The organism is Synechococcus sp. EJ6-Ellesmere (assembly GCF_024345875.1).
GTDB lineage: Bacteria > Cyanobacteriota > Cyanobacteriia > PCC-6307 > Cyanobiaceae > Regnicoccus_A > Regnicoccus_A antarcticus.
Genome location: NZ_JAGQBY010000046.1, coordinates 1 through 18,693, shown reverse-complemented (window position 1 = coordinate 18,693; position 18,693 = coordinate 1). Strand labels below are relative to the sequence as shown.

Annotated in this window: 19 protein-coding genes; 14 read left to right on the top strand and 5 right to left on the bottom strand. The window is 67.4% G+C overall.

All coding sequences use genetic code 11. The features are described from left to right. Positions 1 to 127: 127 nt before the first annotated feature. Complete coding sequence (locus tag KBY78_RS06805) at positions 128 to 556, bottom strand: DoxX family protein (RefSeq protein ID WP_006170771.1); 429 nt, start codon at positions 554 to 556, stop codon at positions 128 to 130. 86 nt (positions 557 to 642) lie between these two features. Here KBY78_RS06805 and KBY78_RS06800 point away from each other — a divergent pair, with 86 nt between their 5' ends. The 10 genes from KBY78_RS06800 to KBY78_RS06755 all read left to right on the top strand — a co-directional run bounded on the left by KBY78_RS06800 (position 643) and on the right by KBY78_RS06755 (position 10,642). Continuing rightward, positions 643 to 1,008 carry an MliC family protein gene (locus KBY78_RS06800; RefSeq protein WP_255142951.1) on the top strand — a complete coding sequence of 122 codons (366 nt, stop codon included), beginning with the start codon at positions 643 to 645 and terminating at the stop codon, positions 1,006 to 1,008. Between the two features lie 112 nt (positions 1,009 to 1,120). Beyond that, the gene (locus tag KBY78_RS06795; RefSeq protein WP_255142950.1) at positions 1,121 to 2,023 is read left to right on the top strand and encodes a helix-turn-helix domain-containing protein; all 903 of its coding nucleotides are present in this window, start codon (positions 1,121 to 1,123) and stop codon (positions 2,021 to 2,023) included. 70 nt (positions 2,024 to 2,093) lie between these two features. Next, the gene (locus KBY78_RS06790; RefSeq protein WP_006170765.1) at positions 2,094 to 2,756 is read left to right on the top strand and encodes a trans-aconitate 2-methyltransferase; all 663 of its coding nucleotides are present in this window, start codon (positions 2,094 to 2,096) and stop codon (positions 2,754 to 2,756) included. Between the two features lie 101 nt (positions 2,757 to 2,857). Continuing rightward, complete coding sequence (locus KBY78_RS06785) at positions 2,858 to 3,718, top strand: hypothetical protein (protein WP_255142949.1); 861 nt, start codon at positions 2,858 to 2,860, stop codon at positions 3,716 to 3,718. A 26-nt stretch (positions 3,719 to 3,744) separates the two neighbouring features. After that, a complete protein-coding gene (locus KBY78_RS06780) occupies positions 3,745 to 4,692 on the top strand; it encodes a DMT family transporter (RefSeq protein WP_255142947.1) in 948 nt (315 codons plus the stop codon). A gap of 1 nt (position 4,693) precedes the next feature. Further along, on the top strand, positions 4,694 to 5,521 hold the full coding sequence (locus KBY78_RS06775) for an META domain-containing protein (RefSeq protein ID WP_255142946.1): 828 nt from the start codon (positions 4,694 to 4,696) through the stop codon (positions 5,519 to 5,521). Beyond that, a complete protein-coding gene (locus KBY78_RS06770; RefSeq protein ID WP_255142945.1) occupies positions 5,518 to 6,513 on the top strand; it encodes a retropepsin-like aspartic protease in 996 nt (331 codons plus the stop codon). Before KBY78_RS06775 ends, KBY78_RS06770 begins: the two co-directional genes overlap by 4 nt. A 10-nt stretch (positions 6,514 to 6,523) precedes the next feature. Then, positions 6,524 to 7,843, top strand: coding sequence for a hypothetical protein (locus tag KBY78_RS06765; RefSeq protein ID WP_255142944.1), 1,320 nt, complete (start codon positions 6,524 to 6,526; stop codon positions 7,841 to 7,843). Continuing rightward, positions 7,840 to 10,278: a type II CAAX prenyl endopeptidase Rce1 family protein gene (locus KBY78_RS06760; RefSeq protein WP_255142943.1), complete on the top strand. Its 2,439-nt coding sequence runs from the start codon at positions 7,840 to 7,842 to the stop codon at positions 10,276 to 10,278. Before KBY78_RS06765 ends, KBY78_RS06760 begins: the two co-directional genes overlap by 4 nt. After that, a complete protein-coding gene (locus KBY78_RS06755) occupies positions 10,268 to 10,642 on the top strand; it encodes a hypothetical protein (protein WP_006170749.1) in 375 nt (124 codons plus the stop codon). Before KBY78_RS06760 ends, KBY78_RS06755 begins: the two co-directional genes overlap by 11 nt. Before the next feature lie 42 nt (positions 10,643 to 10,684). Here KBY78_RS06755 and KBY78_RS06750 read toward each other — a convergent pair whose 3' ends face one another. Continuing rightward, positions 10,685 to 11,488 (bottom strand): prohibitin family protein, encoded by an 804-nt coding sequence (locus KBY78_RS06750; protein ID WP_006170748.1) that lies wholly within the window; start codon positions 11,486 to 11,488, stop codon positions 10,685 to 10,687. Between the two features lie 109 nt (positions 11,489 to 11,597). On the opposite strand from KBY78_RS06750, the gene KBY78_RS06745 reads away from it, so the two are divergent. From KBY78_RS06745 to KBY78_RS06735, 3 genes are all read left to right on the top strand, one after another. Further along, on the top strand, positions 11,598 to 12,110 hold the full coding sequence (locus KBY78_RS06745) for a cupin domain-containing protein (protein ID WP_255142942.1): 513 nt from the start codon (positions 11,598 to 11,600) through the stop codon (positions 12,108 to 12,110). Beyond that, complete coding sequence (locus KBY78_RS06740; protein ID WP_255142941.1) at positions 12,107 to 12,505, top strand: hypothetical protein; 399 nt, start codon at positions 12,107 to 12,109, stop codon at positions 12,503 to 12,505. The genes KBY78_RS06745 and KBY78_RS06740 overlap by 4 nt, the downstream gene beginning before the upstream one ends. A 76-nt stretch (positions 12,506 to 12,581) precedes the next feature. After that, positions 12,582 to 14,774, top strand: coding sequence for a beta-glucosidase (locus tag KBY78_RS06735; RefSeq protein WP_255142940.1), 2,193 nt, complete (start codon positions 12,582 to 12,584; stop codon positions 14,772 to 14,774). Between the two features lie 40 nt (positions 14,775 to 14,814). Here KBY78_RS06735 and KBY78_RS06730 read toward each other — a convergent pair whose 3' ends face one another. Genes KBY78_RS06730 through KBY78_RS06720 form a run of 3 tightly spaced genes read right to left on the bottom strand, consistent with a single transcriptional unit; the run spans position 14,815 to position 17,068 of the window. Next, complete coding sequence (locus KBY78_RS06730; RefSeq protein ID WP_255142939.1) at positions 14,815 to 15,294, bottom strand: hypothetical protein; 480 nt, start codon at positions 15,292 to 15,294, stop codon at positions 14,815 to 14,817. After that, complete coding sequence (locus KBY78_RS06725; RefSeq protein ID WP_255142938.1) at positions 15,294 to 16,388, bottom strand: glycosyltransferase family 2 protein; 1,095 nt, start codon at positions 16,386 to 16,388, stop codon at positions 15,294 to 15,296. Before KBY78_RS06725 ends, KBY78_RS06730 begins: the two co-directional genes overlap by 1 nt. 59 nt (positions 16,389 to 16,447) lie before the next feature. Beyond that, positions 16,448 to 17,068: a triacylglycerol lipase gene (locus KBY78_RS06720; RefSeq protein WP_006170736.1), complete on the bottom strand. Its 621-nt coding sequence runs from the start codon at positions 17,066 to 17,068 to the stop codon at positions 16,448 to 16,450. Positions 17,069 to 17,176: 108 nt separating this feature from the next. On the opposite strand from KBY78_RS06720, the gene KBY78_RS06715 reads away from it, so the two are divergent. Beyond that, positions 17,177 to 18,691, top strand: a complete 1,515-nt coding sequence (locus KBY78_RS06715) for a cryptochrome/photolyase family protein (protein WP_255142937.1) — start codon at positions 17,177 to 17,179, stop codon at positions 18,689 to 18,691. The last annotated feature ends 2 nt before the right edge of the window (positions 18,692 to 18,693 follow it).

The following is an 18,693-nucleotide window of genomic DNA, read 5'->3' as shown; positions in this document are numbered from 1 at the left end:
CTGGCCGGGATCCGCTCCTCAATCGACACGTAGGAGAACAGGGAGCCGCTGCGCTCCCGGTGACCTCGCATCTGGACTGGGCAGTTGGCCCATTTTCGCAGATTTGGGCGGGTTTTTCAGCAAACTCTTAACGACGAAGCCTCGGCCGCCGCTCGCCCGGCTGATTGGCCACCAGCAGCAGCCCCGCGATGATCGCCAGGTTCTTCAGCAGCTGGATGCGCTCGGCGGTGTCGCCCAGCTCGTTGTGGAAGATCAGGCTGGTGGGCACGAGGAAGACCAGCAGCAGCACCGCGCCCAGGCGCTGACGCCAACCCAGGATCAGCAGGGCCGATCCCAACGCCAGCAGGGCCATGGCCAGCACCAACAGCAGAGGGGCCAGGGGAAGACCTTTGGCGGCGATCTTGTCGGCCACCGCGGCAAAGTTCGTGAGTTTTCCCACCAGGGCATGCACAAACACCAGGGCGAGCAGAACCCGGGCCAACCCCTCGATCCAGGGGGTGGCCCGGGGGCGTTGCCCAGAGCGGGAGAGGCGCAGCGGGGGCCTGGAGCTCCTCATCGTGAATGGTGCATCGGCCTGCAGTCTGCTGGCACCAGATTGGGTCTCGTGATGGCACAGTGCAAGGGCACGGCAGGTTCCACGCCATGGTCGGCCTTTCGTTGCTGCGTCCCGCGATGGTCCTGTCGCCCCTGGCCGCTGGCCTGGGCACCGTTTTGCTGCTCGCTCAGGCTTCCCGCGCCGAACCAGCGATCCGGGCGGAGTATCTCTGCAGCGGCTCTGGAGAAACGCTGCAGGCCACGGCCCTGTTCTTCCCCGAAGACCCACGGCAGGTGGTGCTGATCGTGGAGGGCCAAGCGGTGCGCTTGCCCCAGGCCCGCTCCGCCAGTGGCGCCCGCTACAGCTCCCTGGGCCAGGAGTTCTGGGTGAAGGGCCGGGAAGCCAGCTGGATCCGCACCCCCGCACAAGCGGAGCAACCGCTGACCTGTGTGGTCGTTCCCCCAGCCCGTTGAGCTCCTCCTGCGAGCACAACCTGACTGGGCAGGGAAAATGATGCAGCAGAGGCATCCGACGGCATCGGAGCTTCCCTTCATGATGGAGTGATCCATCGACCGCAACCCCAGCGTGAGCGAGCGCGCGTCCCACCCAGCGGAGCCCGGAGACTCGGCAGCCAAAGCCGACTCCTCCGACTGTGAGCGGCTACCCATCCTGGTGAGCCTGGGCCGGGCGCTCGCTGAAGCCCGTGAGGCCCAGGGCATCCCGCTGGCCGTGCTGGCGGAGCAGAACTATCTCTCCGCTGACCGGCTCGAAGCCCTGGAATCAGGCGACCACACGCGGCTGCCCGAGCGGATCTACCTGATCGCCCAGGCCAGACGGGTGGCCACCAGCCTCGGCCTTGACGCCGACCAGCTGACCGAGCCCCTGCTGGACATCCACCTGCCTGGAGTGAAACGCACAGCCGCACCCACCGCGGCTCCCGTGGCCAGGGGGAGCCTGGCGGCTCCCGCCATGGCCCCCCGGGACCCCAGCAGCGCCGCCCAGCTTCAGCCAACCCGAAAGCGCCGACAGGTCGGGATGACCTGGCTGCTGGCAGGCGGTGCCGGTGTGCTGGCCCTGGTGGCCGGCCTGGCCTTCGGCTGGAAGCCCAGCCAACCCGCCGCCAGCAACCTGACGAGCCCACCCGTGGGCGCCGAGGCCAGCGAAGCCATCAGCCCTGCCAGCCAAACAAGCGAGCCAGCCAATACCGGCAAGCCCAGTCAGGGGAGCCTTCAGCTCAGCAGCCGTGAACCCAGTTGGCTGGAAGTGCGCAATGGCGAGGGCAAGGAACTGTTCCGGGGCCTGTTCACCGGCACCGGCAACTTTTCCCTGGGGGCAGGGCTTGAGGTGATGGCGGGCCGCCCGGATCTGATCACAGTGACCACAGCCTCAGGCGAGTCCCAGACCCTGGGCACGATCGAGCAGATCAGCTGGCAGCGGTTCTCCAGCAGCGGAGAGCGCCAACCTCCCACGAGCAGCTCCAGCCGCTGAAGCGACCAGAGGCAGACTGGTCAACACCTCCAGGAGCATCCCGATCGAGCGCGTCTGCGAACCCGAACTGATGGATGGGGTCGAGCAGGCCCGGGCCTACGCCGAGGCCGATTTCAGTGCCACCGACCAGGCCATGGTGGAGCGCATCGCCGTCTGTTTCGGCTCCCAGCTGGGGGAGCGGATCGTCGATCTGGGCTGCGGCCCCGGCAACATCACCTTTCGCCTGGCGAGCCGCTACCCCTCCAGCCAGGTGGTGGGGGTGGATGGCTCCGGCGCGATGCTGGCCATCGCCATCGCCCGCCTGGATCAGAAACGCCAGCATCAGCCACAGCAGGGTTCCCTGCCCTGCGGATCCGTGAGCTTCGAGCAGGCCCTGCTCCCCTCATCTCGGCTGCAGGGGGGCTATGACGCCGTGGTGAGCAACAGCCTTTTGCATCATCTCCACGATCCCCAGGCTCTCTGGAGCACGGTGCACCAGCTGGCGGCCCCCGGGGCCGCGATCTACATCAAGGATCTGCGTCGTCCCGCCAATCAGACCGCCCTTGAGCGACTGGTGACCACCCATGCGGCCGGGGCCCCAGCCGTGCTCCAGCACGACTACCGCCAGTCCCTGCAGGCCGCCTTCACGGCCCCGGAGGTGGAGGAGCAACTGCGTCAGGCTGGCCTCGAGCAGCTGCTGGTGAGGGAACTCGAGGATCGCTATCTGGAGATCATGGGACGACAATCGGCCTGAGCCGACCGTCAACCTTCCCACTACCCTCCCCCAAGTGATGTTCAAGACAGAAGCCCATGTTTCGCCCTGATCGCGGTTGGGTGTCGTTGCGGCATCAGGCCTTGCTCCTGCTTGGAATCGCCCTGATCCAGCCCCTGATCGGCCCTGGAATCGCCCTTGCCGAGGAGGAGACCACCGGCAACGCGGAAGAGGGGCCTTCCAGCACAGAAGGGAAAGAGACCGCCGAGGCCCCCTCTCCCTGGAGCGCCACAGCGGAGATCTACGGTTTTTTCCCCCTTCGCACCACCGGCAGCACCACCGTCAAGGGGCTGACCGCCGATGTGGACCTCGATCTCGAGCAGGTGCTGCGCCCGCTGACCATGGCGGCCTATGTGCGCGGCAGCGTCGAGTACAAGCGGCTGGGGCTGCTCACTGACCTGAGTTACGTGTCGGTGCGCGGGGAGGACGCCACCACATCCCCCTTAGGGAGGAGGAAACTGAGCGCGACGCTCAACAACATCCAGGGGATCTATGACGTGGCCCTTCGCTATCGCTTTGGCGACAGGGAACAGGCCATCGCCAAGGGCGGCAGCTTCAGCGTGATCCCCTATGCCGGCGTGCGTTTCGTCGACATGCGCTACGACCTGAGTGCCCAGTTCGACGGACCGAATCTGAGCCTCTCCCGCCCCAGGAGCTTCGGCGGCACCGTGACCCAGCCATTGCTGGGAACCCAGGCCAGCGTGTTTCTCTCGCCACGCTTGCGCCTGTTCGCCCGCGGTGATCTGGGCGGCTTCGGCGTCAACAACTCCGACGACTATTCAGCCAATGCCCAGGTAGGGGTTGGCTATGCGGTGGGCAACAACACCCAGCTCAATCTCTCCTGGCGCTACCTGCATCTGGGAGGCACCAACGATCAATCCCCGGAGAATGCCTATGACATCAACCAGAATGGAGTGGAGATGGGGGTGAAATTCTTTTTCTGAATTGAGCCAAGGCAGGCCTTCCAGCCATGCGCCAGCCGATCCAAGCGAAGCGCTCAACCATGGCCTGGTTACCGCTGCTGCTTTACGTGGTGCTCAAGGGGCTCAACGCCACCGCCTTGAAAGGGCTGCAGGCCTTCGGGGCGACTCACCCGATCGGCGGCGAGAACCCGATCAGCTTCTGCAACGTCTTCTTCGTGGCCCAGCTGATCGTGGGCCTCACGGTGTTGCTGCCCGGACGGGCCCAGCTGCCGCAGGTACTGGCCAATCTGGAGGGGCGCGATCGCCGTCTGCTGGTGCTGGACACGGTGCTCGGGCTGTTCCTGGGACCCGTGGCCTTCTACTTTGCCCTGGAGTCCCTTTCGGTGATCAGCCAGACCCTGCTGTTCGCCCTGGTGCTGCCGCTGTCGGCACTGCTGGCCAGGCGCCTGCTGGGGGAAACGCTGCCGCGGGGGTTCTGGCTGAGCTTCGGGCTGATCGTGCTCGGGCTGCTGCTGCCCCAGCTGGCAATGGCCGGCATGGGCGGACCGATGGATGAACTGCTGGGGGTGGTCTGGGCTCTGGTGGGGGTCGTCGCCTTCGCGGGGGCCGGGGTGAGCGGCCGTGCCATCGCCCAGCGCGGCTGGCCGGCGGCCCTCACGGTGGGGCTCACCACCACGGTCTCAGCCCTGGTGTTCGGCGCCCTGGCCCTGATCCTGTTCGGACCCTCCCATTTCCACCTGCTCAGCGCCGCGTGGGTGGTGGGAGTGATCGTGATCTATGGACTCGGGCTGTCCCTGGGCAGTGAACTGGCCCTGCGCCAGGCCTACCGCCACTGGAGTGTGGCCCAGGTGTCGTTGTGGGGATCGCTGACGATCGTGGTGGCCGTGATCAGCGCAGCCCTGGTGCTGGGGGAGGCCATCCACCCCATCACGGTCATCGGGCTGCTGCTGGTGCTGCTGGGCACCAGGATGGGTGCCACGGTTGACAGGGCTTGACGTGACAAGACGCAGCGCAGGGGCAGGGGCTTCACTCGGTCTTGCCCTGGGGGCCCTGCTGGCGATCACGGTCAGCCCGCTGCCGGCCCAGACCAGGCAAGCGGGTGAGCCAGCCTCCGAGCTGCCGCGGCCATCGCCCCTGGAGGGGAGTGCCTGGCTGCTGGAGTCGATCCCGGGACAGAGAACGTTGGTGACCCCAGCTCCGACCCTGCGCCTGGAGAAGGGCCGCATCAGTGGCAGCGACGGCTGCAACCGCTATTCCGCTTCCGTGCAGGTAAGGGGCTCCCTCTTCCGGGTGAGCGAACAGGGCCCCTCCACCCAGATGGCCTGCCCCGAAAAGCAGATGCGTCAGGCCCAGGCCTTCAGGGCAGCCCTCACGGCGGCCAGGGGCTACAGCCTCCGAAACGGCCAGCTGGAGCTGATGGCCGCCAATGGCACTCCAGTGGTCCGCTTCCGGCCCCAGCCCCAGGAGATCGCCGGCGCCCTCTGGATCGTCACCGGGCTCAACAACGGCAAGCAGGCGGTGGTGAGCACCCTGACGGGGACCACCCTCAGCCTGGAGCTCAGCGCGCGCGGGCGTCTGGCGGGAACGGCTGGATGCAACCGCTACACCGCAACGGCGGTGCTCGGCCAGGGAACGATCCAGGTGGGGCCGCCGGCGGCAACCCGCAGGATCTGCGTGCGGCCCCGGGGAGTGATGGAGCAGGAGATCCAGTTTCTGAGCGCCCTTGAATCTGCCAGCACATGGCAGATCGAGGCGAACCGTCTGGAGCTGCGGCGGCCCGATGGGGCCCTGGCGGTCATCCTTCGCCGCGCCGACGGCAGATGATCAGCAGGGCTGCGGCGCTGGGGCTGGCTCTGGGGCTCGTTGGCGTGCAGCCCGCAGGGGCCTCCCCAGGCTCCATAGAGACCACCACAACAGCGGCCCTGATTCAGCTTGGGGGACCGCCCCTGGCGTCTGGGCGCAGCAGCGGCCAGGTGAACATCCCCCTCGAACGGGCCAGCGGCGGTGACACCCCCGTGCTCAGCCTCCAGAGCGGCGGCGGCATGGTGCGGTTGCTGCTCGACACCGGGGCCTCCACCACCCTGGTGAGCCCCGAGCTGGTGCGCCGGTTGAACCTCGAGAGCCAGCTCGTGGATCCGAAGACCTTCGCGCTCGCCGGTGCCGGTGAGGCCTGCCCAGACCTCAAGCCCCAGCGGGTGAAACTGCCCGAACTGATGATCGCCTCTGATGGTAAACGGCTCCAGCTCAGCGGCATGGAGGCGCTGGTGCTGCCGGTGGCTGGATTGCCCCCGGGGGTCGACGGTGTTCTGGGGGCCCCGCAGCTGCGCCAGCAGCCGCTCTGGATCGACCCCCACGGCCAGCGCCTGAGCCTGGGACCGCTGGCCCTCGCCGATGCCGAGCGATTTCGACGGGGAGACCATGCCGGGGACGTCACCACCCTGCCGCTGGTCTGGCGCCAAGGGGTGCCGCTGCTGCCCCTGGGCACACCGGCGGGCACGGCCCTCGCCCTGGCCGACACTGGCGCCGAAGGGCTGTTCATCACGACGGCCCTGGCGGCTCGGCTGCAGCCGCTGGCAGCAGCCAGGGCTCTGCGGCTCGCGGGGTTCTGCGGCGAGCAGAGGGCCCGCCGCCAGCCCCTCTCGGGCCTGGCGCTGCCAGGAGGCGATCCAGGCCAGCCTGTCGAGGCCATCGTGACCGCCAACCCAATCTTCGCGAGCCTGCGGGTAGAGGCGATTGTGGGGCAGGAGCTGTTGCGCCGTCGGGCCCAGCTCTGGCGACTGGACGCGGTGCCTGCGACGCTGAGCCTCTGGCCCTAGGGCAGCGCCGATGCCGCAAGGATTCCCGTTCACCGCCCCCCTGTCCCGCGCCTGGCGCCGGCTGGGGCGGCAGATCAGGGGCCTGCTGCAGCGCTCGGGAACCCTGAATGGCCAGCCCCTGAACAAGGCCAGCCTGCTGGTGATCGTGCTGGTCGATCTGGTGTTGCTGGTCAACATCTTCAGCGGCATGGCCGCCATCGCCGAGTGGCCCCTGAGCCCGCAGCAGGCCTTTCCCTGTCAGGCCGAGTGGAGCCTGTACCGGGAGGGCAACAACGACCGGCTGGAGCGGGACCTGGCGATCCTGCGCCGGGCCATTCCGCGCCGTGCACCGGGGGAACCGCAGGCTTCAGCCCCCGAACCTGGCGTCCGCGCCGGGGCCCTCGAGGCCAGCCGTGACCACCTCGGCCGGGTTGCGCCCATCTGTCTGGACTTCGCCGGCCATCAGGACCTCATCGCCGCCCAGCCGGAGCTGCGCCAGCGGCAGAGGGAGCTGGATGGGGCCGAAACCGAGATCACCACCCTGGAGCAGGGCAACGCCGCGATCCGCTCCCAGTACGACTCCAGCCTGCTGGAGCAGATCGCCGGTCAGCCGGCCTCCAAGGCCATCCAGGAGGTGCCGGCCTCCCAGGCCCGGCGGCAGATCGAAGCCAACAACGCCCGCATCGGTGCCCTGCGGGCCGAGGTGGTGACGCTCAGCCAGCAGCTGCTGGAGGCCAGCGAGAGCCAGTCCTTCCTGACGTTCCTGAACCGCAGCGGCGGCTACGAGGCGATGGAGCGGGCCTTCGCGAGGGCCCAGTTCTGGGCCCCCAGCCAGCGCCTGCTGCTGCAGGGCCTCTTCCTGATGCCGCTGGTGCTGCTGAGCCTGCTGATCCATCGCCACGCCCTGCGCAGGGGCCACGGCCTGCTGGCGCTGGTGAGCTGGCACCTGCTGGTGATTTCCCTGATCCCGCTGCTGCTGAAGCTGGCTGAAGCGGCCCAGGTGGGGCTGATCTTCGAGCTGCTGCTGGCGGTGGTGCGGGCCATCGCAGGCAATCTGCGCTTCCTGGTGAGCTACCTCTACCTGCTGGCGGTGCCACTGGTGGGCTTCGCCCTGATCAAGCTGCTGCAGGTCCTGGTGTTCAACCCGAGGCTGCAGGCGGCGGAGCGGGTGCAGCGCGGCCGCTGTCTGCACTGCGCCCGCAAGCTCCCCAGCGGTGGCCGCCACTGCCCGCATTGCGGCTATGCCCAGTTCCGCGAGTGCGTCCACTGCCACGAGCCCACCCACCGGCACCTTCCCTATTGCAGCCGCTGCGGCGCCGCCCAGCTGGAGGTGGCACCCTCCCCGCCATGACATCCACCTCCCCCCAGCGGCCACGGCAGCGGCGAGGCTCCTGGCGGCTGCTCCCTTTCCTGCTGCTCCTGACCCTGACGGTGTCACTGCTGCTGGCTCCCGCGCTGGCCGGCGCACCCGCCCCCGGCAGCAGTTACGCCCTGGCCCAGGCCGCGCCCTTCAACCGGCCCAGCCACTACCCGCTCAGCCAGCGCCCCGATTCACGCCTGTACCAGCCCCACGCCGACTGGATCGGCCGGCTGATCCTGCCCAGCGTCACTGAAACCAGCCGGGAGCCCGGCGACTGGGTCTGGGTCGAGATCGAGCACGCTCCGCCCACGGCCCAGGGGCTGGAGGGACAGGTGCTGCACCTGGAGTGGGCTGAACGGCCGGCCCTGCGGGAGCTGGTGGAGCGGGTGAGCACCGATGTGCGCTTCGCTGCAGCGGCGCAGGAGATCGAGGGGCAGGGCAACCTCCTGCCCCGGCGCCTGGATGGGCGCCGGCGGGTGGGACCGCTGCAGTCGCTGGCGGGGGCACGCCCCAACGACGATCTGATCGTGCAGCTGGAGGAGGTGGAGGTGGAGCTGGAGCCGGGGGCGGATGGCTCCACCCGACTGAGCATCGGCCGGCCACCACTGCAGATCAGCGGCCGCTATGTGGGCCTGGGGCGCATCCTTGGCCCCGTCAGCGGGGAGCCGGAGCAGTTCCGGGTGCGCCACTGGAGCCCAAGCCAGGGAGACTTCAGCGGCCCTGAAGATGTGGTGCGTGTGCCCCAGCAGCCGCGTGATCGCTACGGCCGCTGGATCTCCACTCCCCGGGGACTCAGCTCCAATCCCGTGGGCGCCCAGGGGTGGTACCTCTACGGCGCCCCCGACGCCGAGGGGCTGTTCACGGTGCAGGCCATCAAGCCAAGGGCCCTGCACCTGCTCCGCCCCGATGCCGTGCTGCCCGCGGCCCGCCAGGGGATCCCTTACATCCTGCGCGGCAACTGGGCCGACACCCCCCGGCAACGGGGGCGGATCAAGCGGGTGCTGCTGGGCGAGCGCTGGCGGCTGGGGGATCGGGCCCTGCTGATCCACAGCTTCGGCGGCATCGGTGGGCCGGGGGGTGAACGGATCAGCGGCTTCACCGTGACCGGCCACTTCGCCTTCGGGGAAGCGCGGGTGGTGAGCGATGCCATCACCGGCGAGCCGCGCTTCGATCTGCGCTATCACCAGATCTATGCCAACAACCCCAACGGCATCGTTGCGGGAACCCAGGACTGGACCGCCTTCAGCGGTGATCTGCAGCGGGGCTGGCTGGGCTCACGGCCGATCTCCGATGTGCTGATCAAGCTGAAGCCCTTCGACGACCTGACGGTGGACGGGCAGCCCCTCTCGCTGCTGCGGGAGCTGGCGATCCAGGCGGAGGTGCTGATGGCTCGCTACCGCAGTGGTGACGGCAGCGGGGTCTCCACGGTAACTCCGTCCACCTCGTGCGTGCAGGATTCGAGCCAGGCGCTCTACATCGCCATCGATCGCCTGCGCCGCCGGGCAGCGGACGACCCTGGGCTGCGCCGTTGGCTCAAGGCCCACCCCCAGGACAACGCCAGCCAGGCCTTCCGCCAGTTGGCGCGCCTCTCCTCCTCCCTCGACCAGCTGCTCACCCCCTTCGGCACAGTGCGTCCGGATTGGCGACACAACGCCGCGGTGGTGGCGGGCGAAGCGTTCGTGCGGGGCGAAACGGGGCTCGATGCCCTGCTGAGCTGGCGCTCGATGCTGCCCCGCCGCGCCCACGACGACATGGCGCGGGTGTTTCTGCAGCACGGCGCCAGCCTCTGGTTCCTGCGCAGCAACCAGCTGGCGGGAGGCGACACCACGATCGAGCCCCTGGCACCCACCCTGCTGCTGGGTCAGATCCCGATTCTCTCCACCCTGCTTCGGCGTCTCAGCGATGCCCTGTTCGCGCCCCTGGGTCCAGCCGCCCTGGGCCGAGCTCTGGCGATCCTGGCGGTCTATGCGGCGCTGGCCCTTCCGCTGGGCTGGCGGACGGGCTTTCTCAGCCCCTGGAGGCTGGAGGCGCTCGGTCCGGCGCTGCTGGCCATTCCTGGCCTGCTGCTGATGCCGGCCCTGGGCGAGGAACTTCTGTTCCGTGTGGCCCTGCTGCCCCATCCGCTCGAGGGGGATTCCCTGGCTGGTGCCGTGGCCTGGGGAGCCCTGAGCGTGGGCCTGTTCGTGCTGTATCACCCTGTGGCGGCCCGCTGCTGGTACCCACCGGGGCGAGGGGTGTTCCGCGACGGGCGCTTCCTGAGCCAGTGCACCCTGCTGGGGATGGCCTGTGTGCTGGCCTACGGAGCCACCGGCTCCCTCTGGCCGCCGGTCCTTCTGCATGGGCTAGCTGTAACGCTTTGGCTCTGGGGCCTGGGGGGCAGGGCGAGGATGCAGGAACTGCCGCAGCTGACCCCGCGTGACCCTTGATCGCTTCAAGCAGGCCCTGGCGGCCTTGATGGAGAAGGCACCGGCGGATCCGCTCGAGCGGGATGAATTCTTCGAAGTCACCCCCCTGCCGGCCGAGGACGGCCCCTTCGAGGTGGTGGTGGTAGACGAGGAAGCCGCAATCTTTGCGGTGCTTTACCTGGATCGACTCTTTCCAGAGGAAGAGAGCGAGGGACAGCAGGAGGTGGAAGCCCTGGTGCCGGAGTACCTGAGCTCACACTTCCAGCTGGAGGCTGGTGAATGGGCTTCGACCGCGCCGTTTGATCTCGGCTGGAGAAGCCGCGACTTCCTCTGGTTCCAGGAATTCACGGTGCCGGGGCTGACCCCGGCCTGCCGTTACGACTGAGCCGGGGCTGTGGTGATCCTCGGTTTCCTTTCCGCCTGACTATCAGCGGCGACCGTTGACGATCACCGGCGTGCCGCCACCCACCGTTCCGGGCAGGGCCGGAACGACGGAGGTCTGCCCGTCCCATTTGTCGAGGAAGAGCTTGAAGAGCACCTGATCATCCAGGCTGGAGTTGAGGATCTGGTAACGCTTGGCTTCCTGCTCAGCGATCTTCACTTCGGTCTGGGCGCGCAGGAGCCGTTGATCGGCGATCTGTTTCTGCTCAATGGCCGAGCGATATTCCTCGGCGATCTGCAATCCGGTGAGGTCAAGTCCCTGCACCTTCACGTAGTCGAACTTGCTCAGTTCCTGGGCCACCATGTCCTGAACAAGCTCAGAGATGCTGTTCCACTCGGTGGCGATGGTCACCAGCTCGTACTGGGAGAACACAGATTTAAGTGCTTTCAGCAGCGATGGCTGAATGATTCGCGGATAGATCTGCTGGTTTTCGGTGGCGATCGTCTCGAAGATCCGACCTGCTTCCTGCGGCTTGATCGAGTACTTCACCGTGGCGGTGGCTTCGATCACCTGCAGATCCTTGGTGAGGGTGGAGAACTGCTCAGGTCGCACCTGGGTGCGCACATCGAAAAAGGACGTGGCCTGAATCAGCGGCACCTTAATGTTGGGGCCCGGGCTGCGCTGACCGCCCGTCACCCGACCAAGGGTGGTGACGACGGCCACGGTGCCGGCGGGGACGATGAAGATGGTCTGAGTGAGCAGGATCAGCAGCGCCACGGCCACGGCTGCGATCAGTTGAAAGCCAGCTCCTGGTCCATCACCTCCGGCCGGTCGCATCGAGCTCTGCATCAAGGAGTAGGGACTGGGGGCCCAAACACTAGGGCCATGGCCTCGTGAGCTGCGGAGCGGCAATGCTGCGGCAGCACCGATCTAGGCTTGGGTCACGGCCGACCACCCCATGCAACCCCTGGATCTGATCGACCACCCAGAAGGGGGCCGGTTCCGAGAAGTGTTTCGATCAGGCAATCGCGTGAGCACCCCCACAGAGGATGATCGCCGCGCTCTCACCCACATCTATTTCGAGCTCCGGACGGGTGAACGCAGCCTGTTTCATCAGGTGGCCTCTGATGAGGTCTGGAAACTCTACCGGGGCAGGGGGCTGAATCTCTACAGCTGGGATGGCACAAGCCAGGCCCCCAGCTGCATCACGCTTTCAGCTGAAGCCAACACCTTCTGCCATGTGATTCCAGCCGGACACTGGCAGGCGGCGGAACCGATCAGCGAGGCTGTCCTGGTGGGATGCAGCGTGGCGCCGGGCTTCGAATTCGCTGATTTCCAGCTGCTTCAGCCCGACTCCGCCCAAGCCCGGGCACTGGTGGGGTGCGATCCGGCTCTGACCCGGTTTCTTCCTGATTGCGATGGGACTGATGCTCTTCTGTCCCAGGAGCCTGGCGGGAGGAGAGCCCCTTGACATGCAGCGAGGCCGAAGCGACCGACGGAACGTATCTTGAAACTTACGGAGCGTACCTTGAAATGGACGGAATATCTGGTCGTGGTTGCTTGAAAAGCTTCGTCTTCATCATCTGCGCCGTCGTGACAGCAACAGGATTGCCTGCGACCGCACAGACTCAGGAGTGCATTCAGCGTTCAGAGCAGCTCTTGAAGCAACTCGGCAGTGCCCCCGCCCGATCGACGGATGCCATGGCTGAGAAACATCGCCAGGACCTCCGCTCAGAAAACTGCGACCCACAGAGAACTGGGTACGACCTTGGGGTCGAGAGCATGAAGCTGAACCAGGAACTGGGGACCAGACCCGAAGAGAAGACGCCCTTCCGCTTCGATCAACTGATCCGTATTCAGTATTGAGAGACCCCAGCACCCCTCGACCACCACTCAACCAAGGCCTACTGCTGGACGGACATCGATAGCCTGGAGGATGGCGATGAAGGACCCCGGATCATCAATCCAGGCCCGGGCCCTGGAGCTGCTGGCGGAGCTCACCACGGCCGAGAAGCTGGAGCTGCTCGACGGTGACACCCCGTTCTGGTCCGGCATGGCGGACATCGCCCTCCATCAGGCCTCCCACCGCCATCCGTGGCCGGCGGGGCAGGTGCCCCGTCTTGGCCTGTCCGGGCTTCAGTTCGTCGATGGCCCCCGCGGCGTGGTGCTGGAGGGTGGAGCCACCACCTTTCCCGTGCCGATGGCCCGGGGTGCCTGCTGGGATCCCGATCTGGAGGAACGCATCGGTGAGGCCATCGGCCGCGAGGCCCGTTCCTTCGGGGCCAACTGGGTGGCCGGGGTGTGCATCAACCTCCTCCGCCACCCCGGCTGGGGGAGGGCCCAGGAGACCTACGGGGAGGACCCGGTGCACGTGGGCGCCATGGGGGCCGCCATGACCCGGGGGCTGGAACGCCATGCCGTGGCCTGCGTCAAGCACTTCGCCCTCAACTCGATCGACAGCTCCCGTTTCCTGGTCGACGTGCAGGTCAGTGAGCGCGTGCTGCATGAGCTCTATCTCCCCCACTTCCGCGACTGCGTGGACGCCGGCGCCGGCTCAATGATGAGCGCCTACAACCAGGTCAACGGCCTCTGGTGCGGCCAGCATGCGCAACTGCTGCGGCGGATCCTCAAGGAGCGCTGGGGATTCGGCGGCTTCGTGGTCAGCGATTTCATCTTCGGCGTGCGTGATGGCGTCGCCGCAATGCTGGCCGGGCAAGACCTGGAAATGCCCTTCCGCATGGTCTTTGCCGGTTGCCTGCCCGAGGCCGTAGCCGAAGGCCGGGTGCGGATGCAGTGTGTCGACGAGGCCGTGCTGCGGCTGCTGCAGGTGCAGCTGGGCGTGCCCCCCGGGACGTACCCCGCATCGCTCCGTTCCTGCGAGGCGCATCAGGCCCTGGCCCGCGAAGCGGCCACCAACTCGATCGTGTTGCTGCGCAACGAGGGGCAGGTGCTGCCCTTCACCGGCCTGACCTCGCTGGCCGTGATCGGCAGCCTGGCGTCGATGGCCAACCTGGGGGATCGGGGATCCTCAGACACCAGACCCCTGCCCGGAGCGGTGCTGACGCCACTGGAGGGCTTGCGGGCAGCCGCTCCGGATCTGCGGATCGAGCAGGCCAGCGGCAGCAGCCCCCAGGCAGCGGCGGAGCTGGCGGCGCACTGCGACGCCGCCGTGGTGGTGGCCGGTCTGGACTGGCGCCTGGAGGGGGAGCACATCCACCCGGGGGACATCGCGCCGATCCTGCGCCTGGTCCCGCCTCCCGACTGGATGGTGCGCCTGCTGGGACGGCGCCGGCTGATGCCGCAGTGGCGACCAGTGGCCAACCTGCTCGCCTGGATCACCAGCTTCGCCTCAGCCCGCCAGGGTGGTGATTTTGCCGCCGGTGATCGCACCGACCTGACCCTTCCCGCGGATCAGGTGGCCCTGATCCGCCAGGTCGCCGCCGCCAATCCACGCACCGTGGTGGTGCTGATGGGCGGTGGCGCCATGCTGATCGAGGACTGGCGGCAGCTGGTTCCAGGCCTGCTGATGCTCTGGTATCCGGGCGAGCAAGGGGGTGCGGCCCTGGCCGATGTGCTGCTCGGCCGGGTGTCGCCGTCCGGCCGCCTGCCCTTCTCCGTGCCGTCCCAGGCCTCCCACCTGCCGCCGTTCGAGCCCCGAGCCCCAGTGGTCGTCTACGACCTCTGGCATGGCTACCGGCGCCTGCAGCGTGACGGCCATCCCGCGGCCTTTCCGTTCGGCTTCGGGTTGTCCTACAGCCAGTTCATGGCGTCGGACCTGACAGCCGAGATCCAGCGCGCTGATGGCCGGATCACTCAGCTGCAGGCGTGCGTGACCATCACCAACACAGGCGACATGGAGGCGGGGGAGGTGGTCCAGCTGTACCTGGAACCACCCGCTCGGGAGGTGGAGCGTCCAGCTCGAACCCTGGTGGCGTTTGAGCGCCTGCTCCTGGCCGCCGGTGAAGCCCGCCGCATCACCCTGGCCATCCAGCTGCGCGCCTGCGCCACCTTTGATCCGGCCCAGGATGGCTTCGTGACCGAAGAAGGCGTGCACCGGCTGGTGGTGGCCAGGCACGTGGAAGACGAGGGCCTGGCGGTGGCCCTGGAGTTGGAGGCTGAGCTCGTGTGCCGTTGACGGGTGCAGCCGCTGCTCAGGGCTGCCGGCTCGAGAGGAGCTAGCTCGAGAGCCTCCTCAGGGTCCTGCAGAGGCGCAGTCGATTGTAGCGCTGCAGCAGCAGGCACGGCAGGTTGAACAGGGTGGCGAAGATCAGGTTGATCAGCACCCCGGCCGGCGGCAGCCACAGGGCGGTGACGATCCAGGCGGGCCAGAGCGCCCAGTGCACCAGCTCCGCCCGCCTGGTCTCCAGGCTCAGCCGTTGCAGGGCCAAAGGGTCGCGACGGGCCAGGCTCGCCTTGCGGATACCCCCCGGCAGGGCATCGCCGGCATCCGGAATCCAGGGCTTCCAGACCCGGATCCCCAGCCATCGTTCGTAGATCCGCAGCGGCTCCGCACCCAGGTGATCAGACTGATACGGGTCATGCCGGCCAAGCAGCCGATCCGGCAGCTGATTAGCGAGCGCCCCGATCACGACCGACCAGAGGAGCCACAGGCTCACTGAGGCGGCCACTGCACCGAAACCGCTGAGCGATGCCATCAGCGCGTACTGAATAGGCGACCCTTCCAGCGCACCTGGCCCCGCTTGAGGTTGAGGATCGCCATCAGGAACACCCCGAGGAAAAACAGCACCGGAATGGGGAACAGTAGGTTGATCCAGCCGAAGCGCCCAACGGGCCGGGTGATCACCAGCAGCTGAAGCACATAGGCCCCGTAGACCATCACGTTGCTGAGCACGGCGCGGACACCCACCAGCGGCCAGCCCAGCAGGGAGGCCGGCAGGCACCAGGCGGCCCAGAACAGTCCGGAGAGCCAGAGCACCACCGCCAGCATCCAGCTCCAGCGCACTTCACCGGCCGCGGTGGCGAAGTTCTTGTCGAACCCCACCACCATGTCGTTAAGACCGCCCGGATACATGCGGTAAGACATCTGGCCATAGCCAAGGAAAGCACTCACCGGCAGATCGACCTTTTCATAGGCATGGGCCAGAAACCAGTCTTCGACCACCTTGCCAGCGACGGCCGCGTGACCGCCGCTGCGGTCATAGTCGGCGCGGCTGGTGGCCATCGCCGGCCCGAAGGCCACCCCACAGGCGGGTCCCAGGGGAACGGCCAGCAGCCCCACCAGGTTGAACAGCAACGAGAGCTGCTCATAGGGCTTCTCAGTGCGGTGATACGGCTGCACCGACACCAGCCCACCGAGCTGCTGATGAACCGCCACCAGCCGCTCAAGGAACTCAGTCCCGGGCTCGGTGTCGGCATCGAGGAACACCAGCAGCTCGCCGCGGCTGGCCAGCACACCGTTGTGCAACGCCCAGGTCTTGCCGCACCAGCCTTGCGGCAACGATGGCGAGGGCAGCACACGGACGGGCAGACCAGAGCGGGGCTCGGTGGCGATGGCGGTGGTGCGATCACTGGAGTGGTCGTCGATCACGATCACCTCCAGGGGCCTGAGACTCTGTCGGGCAAGACCATCGAGCAGATGCGGAAGCGTCGACTCCTCGTTGCGGGCGGGGATCAGCACCGACACCGAGAGCGGTTCAACAGGCGAGCCGGCCGGAAGAACGGGTAGGCGCAGACCCAGGACCCAGCCCAGCAGCCAGCGCACCAAGATTGAAACGGCAACCCAGCCCATCGACAGCTCAATCGCCGTACTGATCAACGCTATTGGCGGGTGGCCTTAACAGGTCAGCATCAGGCCCGAAGCAATTCCTGGGCCAAGGGCCTGATGGCGGCCTGATCACGCAGCAGCTGGGGATGGGTCGCCACCGGCAGCTCCGTGCGAGCGCCGATCGGCAGGACGGCGCGCCATCCCGGCAGCACGGCCAGATCGATGGCGGAGTAGAAGCTGTGGCACTCGATCCGGTGGAGGGTGTCGAGGTTGCTGTTGAGGCGCTCCAGCAGGCCGCTGCCCCACTTCAGACCAGCGATGCCTTTGAACACGCGCCCGGGCCAGGGCTGAGCCGTGAGCGTTCCCTGCTGGGGACTGCCAACGCTGATGAAGCGCCGGGTGCGCTGGTGTCCCTCCAGCAGCTGGATCCAGCTGCGGGCAATGACCCCACCGATCGAAAAGCCCAGCAGGTCGATCGGCTGCTCCATCCCGAAGGTTGCCTGAATGTGGCCACCGAGCAGCTCAGCCGCCTGTTCGATCGGGGTGAGGCCGAAGCGCAGGGGAAGGGCAGGGATCAACAGATGCGGTCGTCGCTCCCCCAGCGCCTGCCGGAGCTTGTTGAACACCGCTGGGCTGTCGAGCAAGCCGTGAACCAGAACCAGGGGAGGACTCGTGATCGGGAACCGTGCTGATGCCAAGCCCAATTCAAGACCATGGCACCTCCAGGCTGCGAGGCTCGATGGGTGGATCTCCCCATCAACCCTGGTCCGCTTCTTCAGCAGCCTTGTCCTCCTTCCCTTGACGGCACAGCGATGGTCCTGACCCTGATCCTCGGCGATCAGCTGCACCGCGAGTGGTTCGCCCCCTCACCGCTGCAGCTCGCTGCCGGGAGCCGAGTGCTGATGATCGAAGACCTTGCGGTGGCCTCCACCTACCGGTACCACCAGCTGCGCCTGCTCCACACCTTCGTGGCGATGCGCAGCTTCCGCGACGCCCTGGTCGAGCGGGGGCTGGCGGTGCGCTATTTCGAGCTGGCGGCTTCGGCGGGTGTTTCGTTCTGGGAGCGGCTGGCGGCGGAGCTGGGCGAAGGCGGGGAGCTGCAGGTGGCGGAGATCGCCGACCGCAGATTCGAGCAGAGGCTGCATCGCTTCTGCCGGAAGCACCTGGTGCGGCTGACCGTGCTGCCCTCACCCGCATTCCTTGAATCCGTTGCCGAGAGTCGGGCCTGGTTCGAAGGACGTCGCCGCCCCTTCATGAAGACCTTCTACGAGCGGCAGCGCCGGCGCCTGGGGCTGCTGCTCGAAGCCGACGGGACCCCCAGCGGTGGCCGCTGGAGCTTCGACGCCGAGAACCGCCGCCGACTGCCGAAGGGCTACCAGGAGCCGACCCTGCCGGCTGTGACGGCCAGCCCCCATGAACCGGCGGTGCGGCAGCTGATCACCACCCACTTCGCCGCCCACCCCGGAGTGCTGGGGGAACTCTGGATTCCTTTCGATCACGCCGGGGCCGACGCCTGGCTGCAGCGGTTTCTCCAGGACCGGCTCGAGGGATTCGGCCCCTACGAGGACGCTCTGAGTGCGCGTCTGGGCACCCTGCACCATTCGCTGCTCTCTCCCCTGCTCAACATCGGTCTGCTCAGTCCAGCTGGAGTGATCGAGGCCACCCTGGCCCACGTGCAGCAACGGCAGAACGGTGAACAGCCGGTGCCGATCGCCTCGCTGGAGGGGTTCCTGCGCCAGGTGATCGGCTGGCGTGAGTTCGTGCGCGGCATCGATCGCGTGCATGGCGAGACCCAGGCCAGCCGCAACGTCTGGAACCACCAGCGCCGGCTGGCGCCCTGCTGGACCGACGGCAGCACCGGCCTGCCTCCGCTGGATGCGGCGATCGAGCGGCTGAACCGCACGGGCTACAACCATCACATCGAGCGGCTGATGGTGATCAGCAACCTGATGCTGCTCTGCGAGATCCACCCAGCAGAAGTGCACCGCTGGTTCATGGAGCGCTACCTGGATTCCTATGAGTGGGTGATGGGTCCGAACGTCTACGGCATGGGCCAGATGAGTGACGGCGGCATCTTTGCCACCAAGCCCTACATCTGCGGCTCCAACTACATCCTCAAGATGGGAGATTTCAAGCGCGGACCCTGGTGCGAGATCTGGGACGGCCTCTACTGGCGCTTCATCAACGGCCACCGCGCCTTCTTCCAGGCCAACCCCCGCCTCTCGATGATGGTGCGCCTGCTGGATCGGATGGACCCGCAGCGGCGGGATGGATTGAGCTCCAGCGCCGAGGCGTTTCTGGAGCGCGCCACCATGGTCGTGTCGTGACC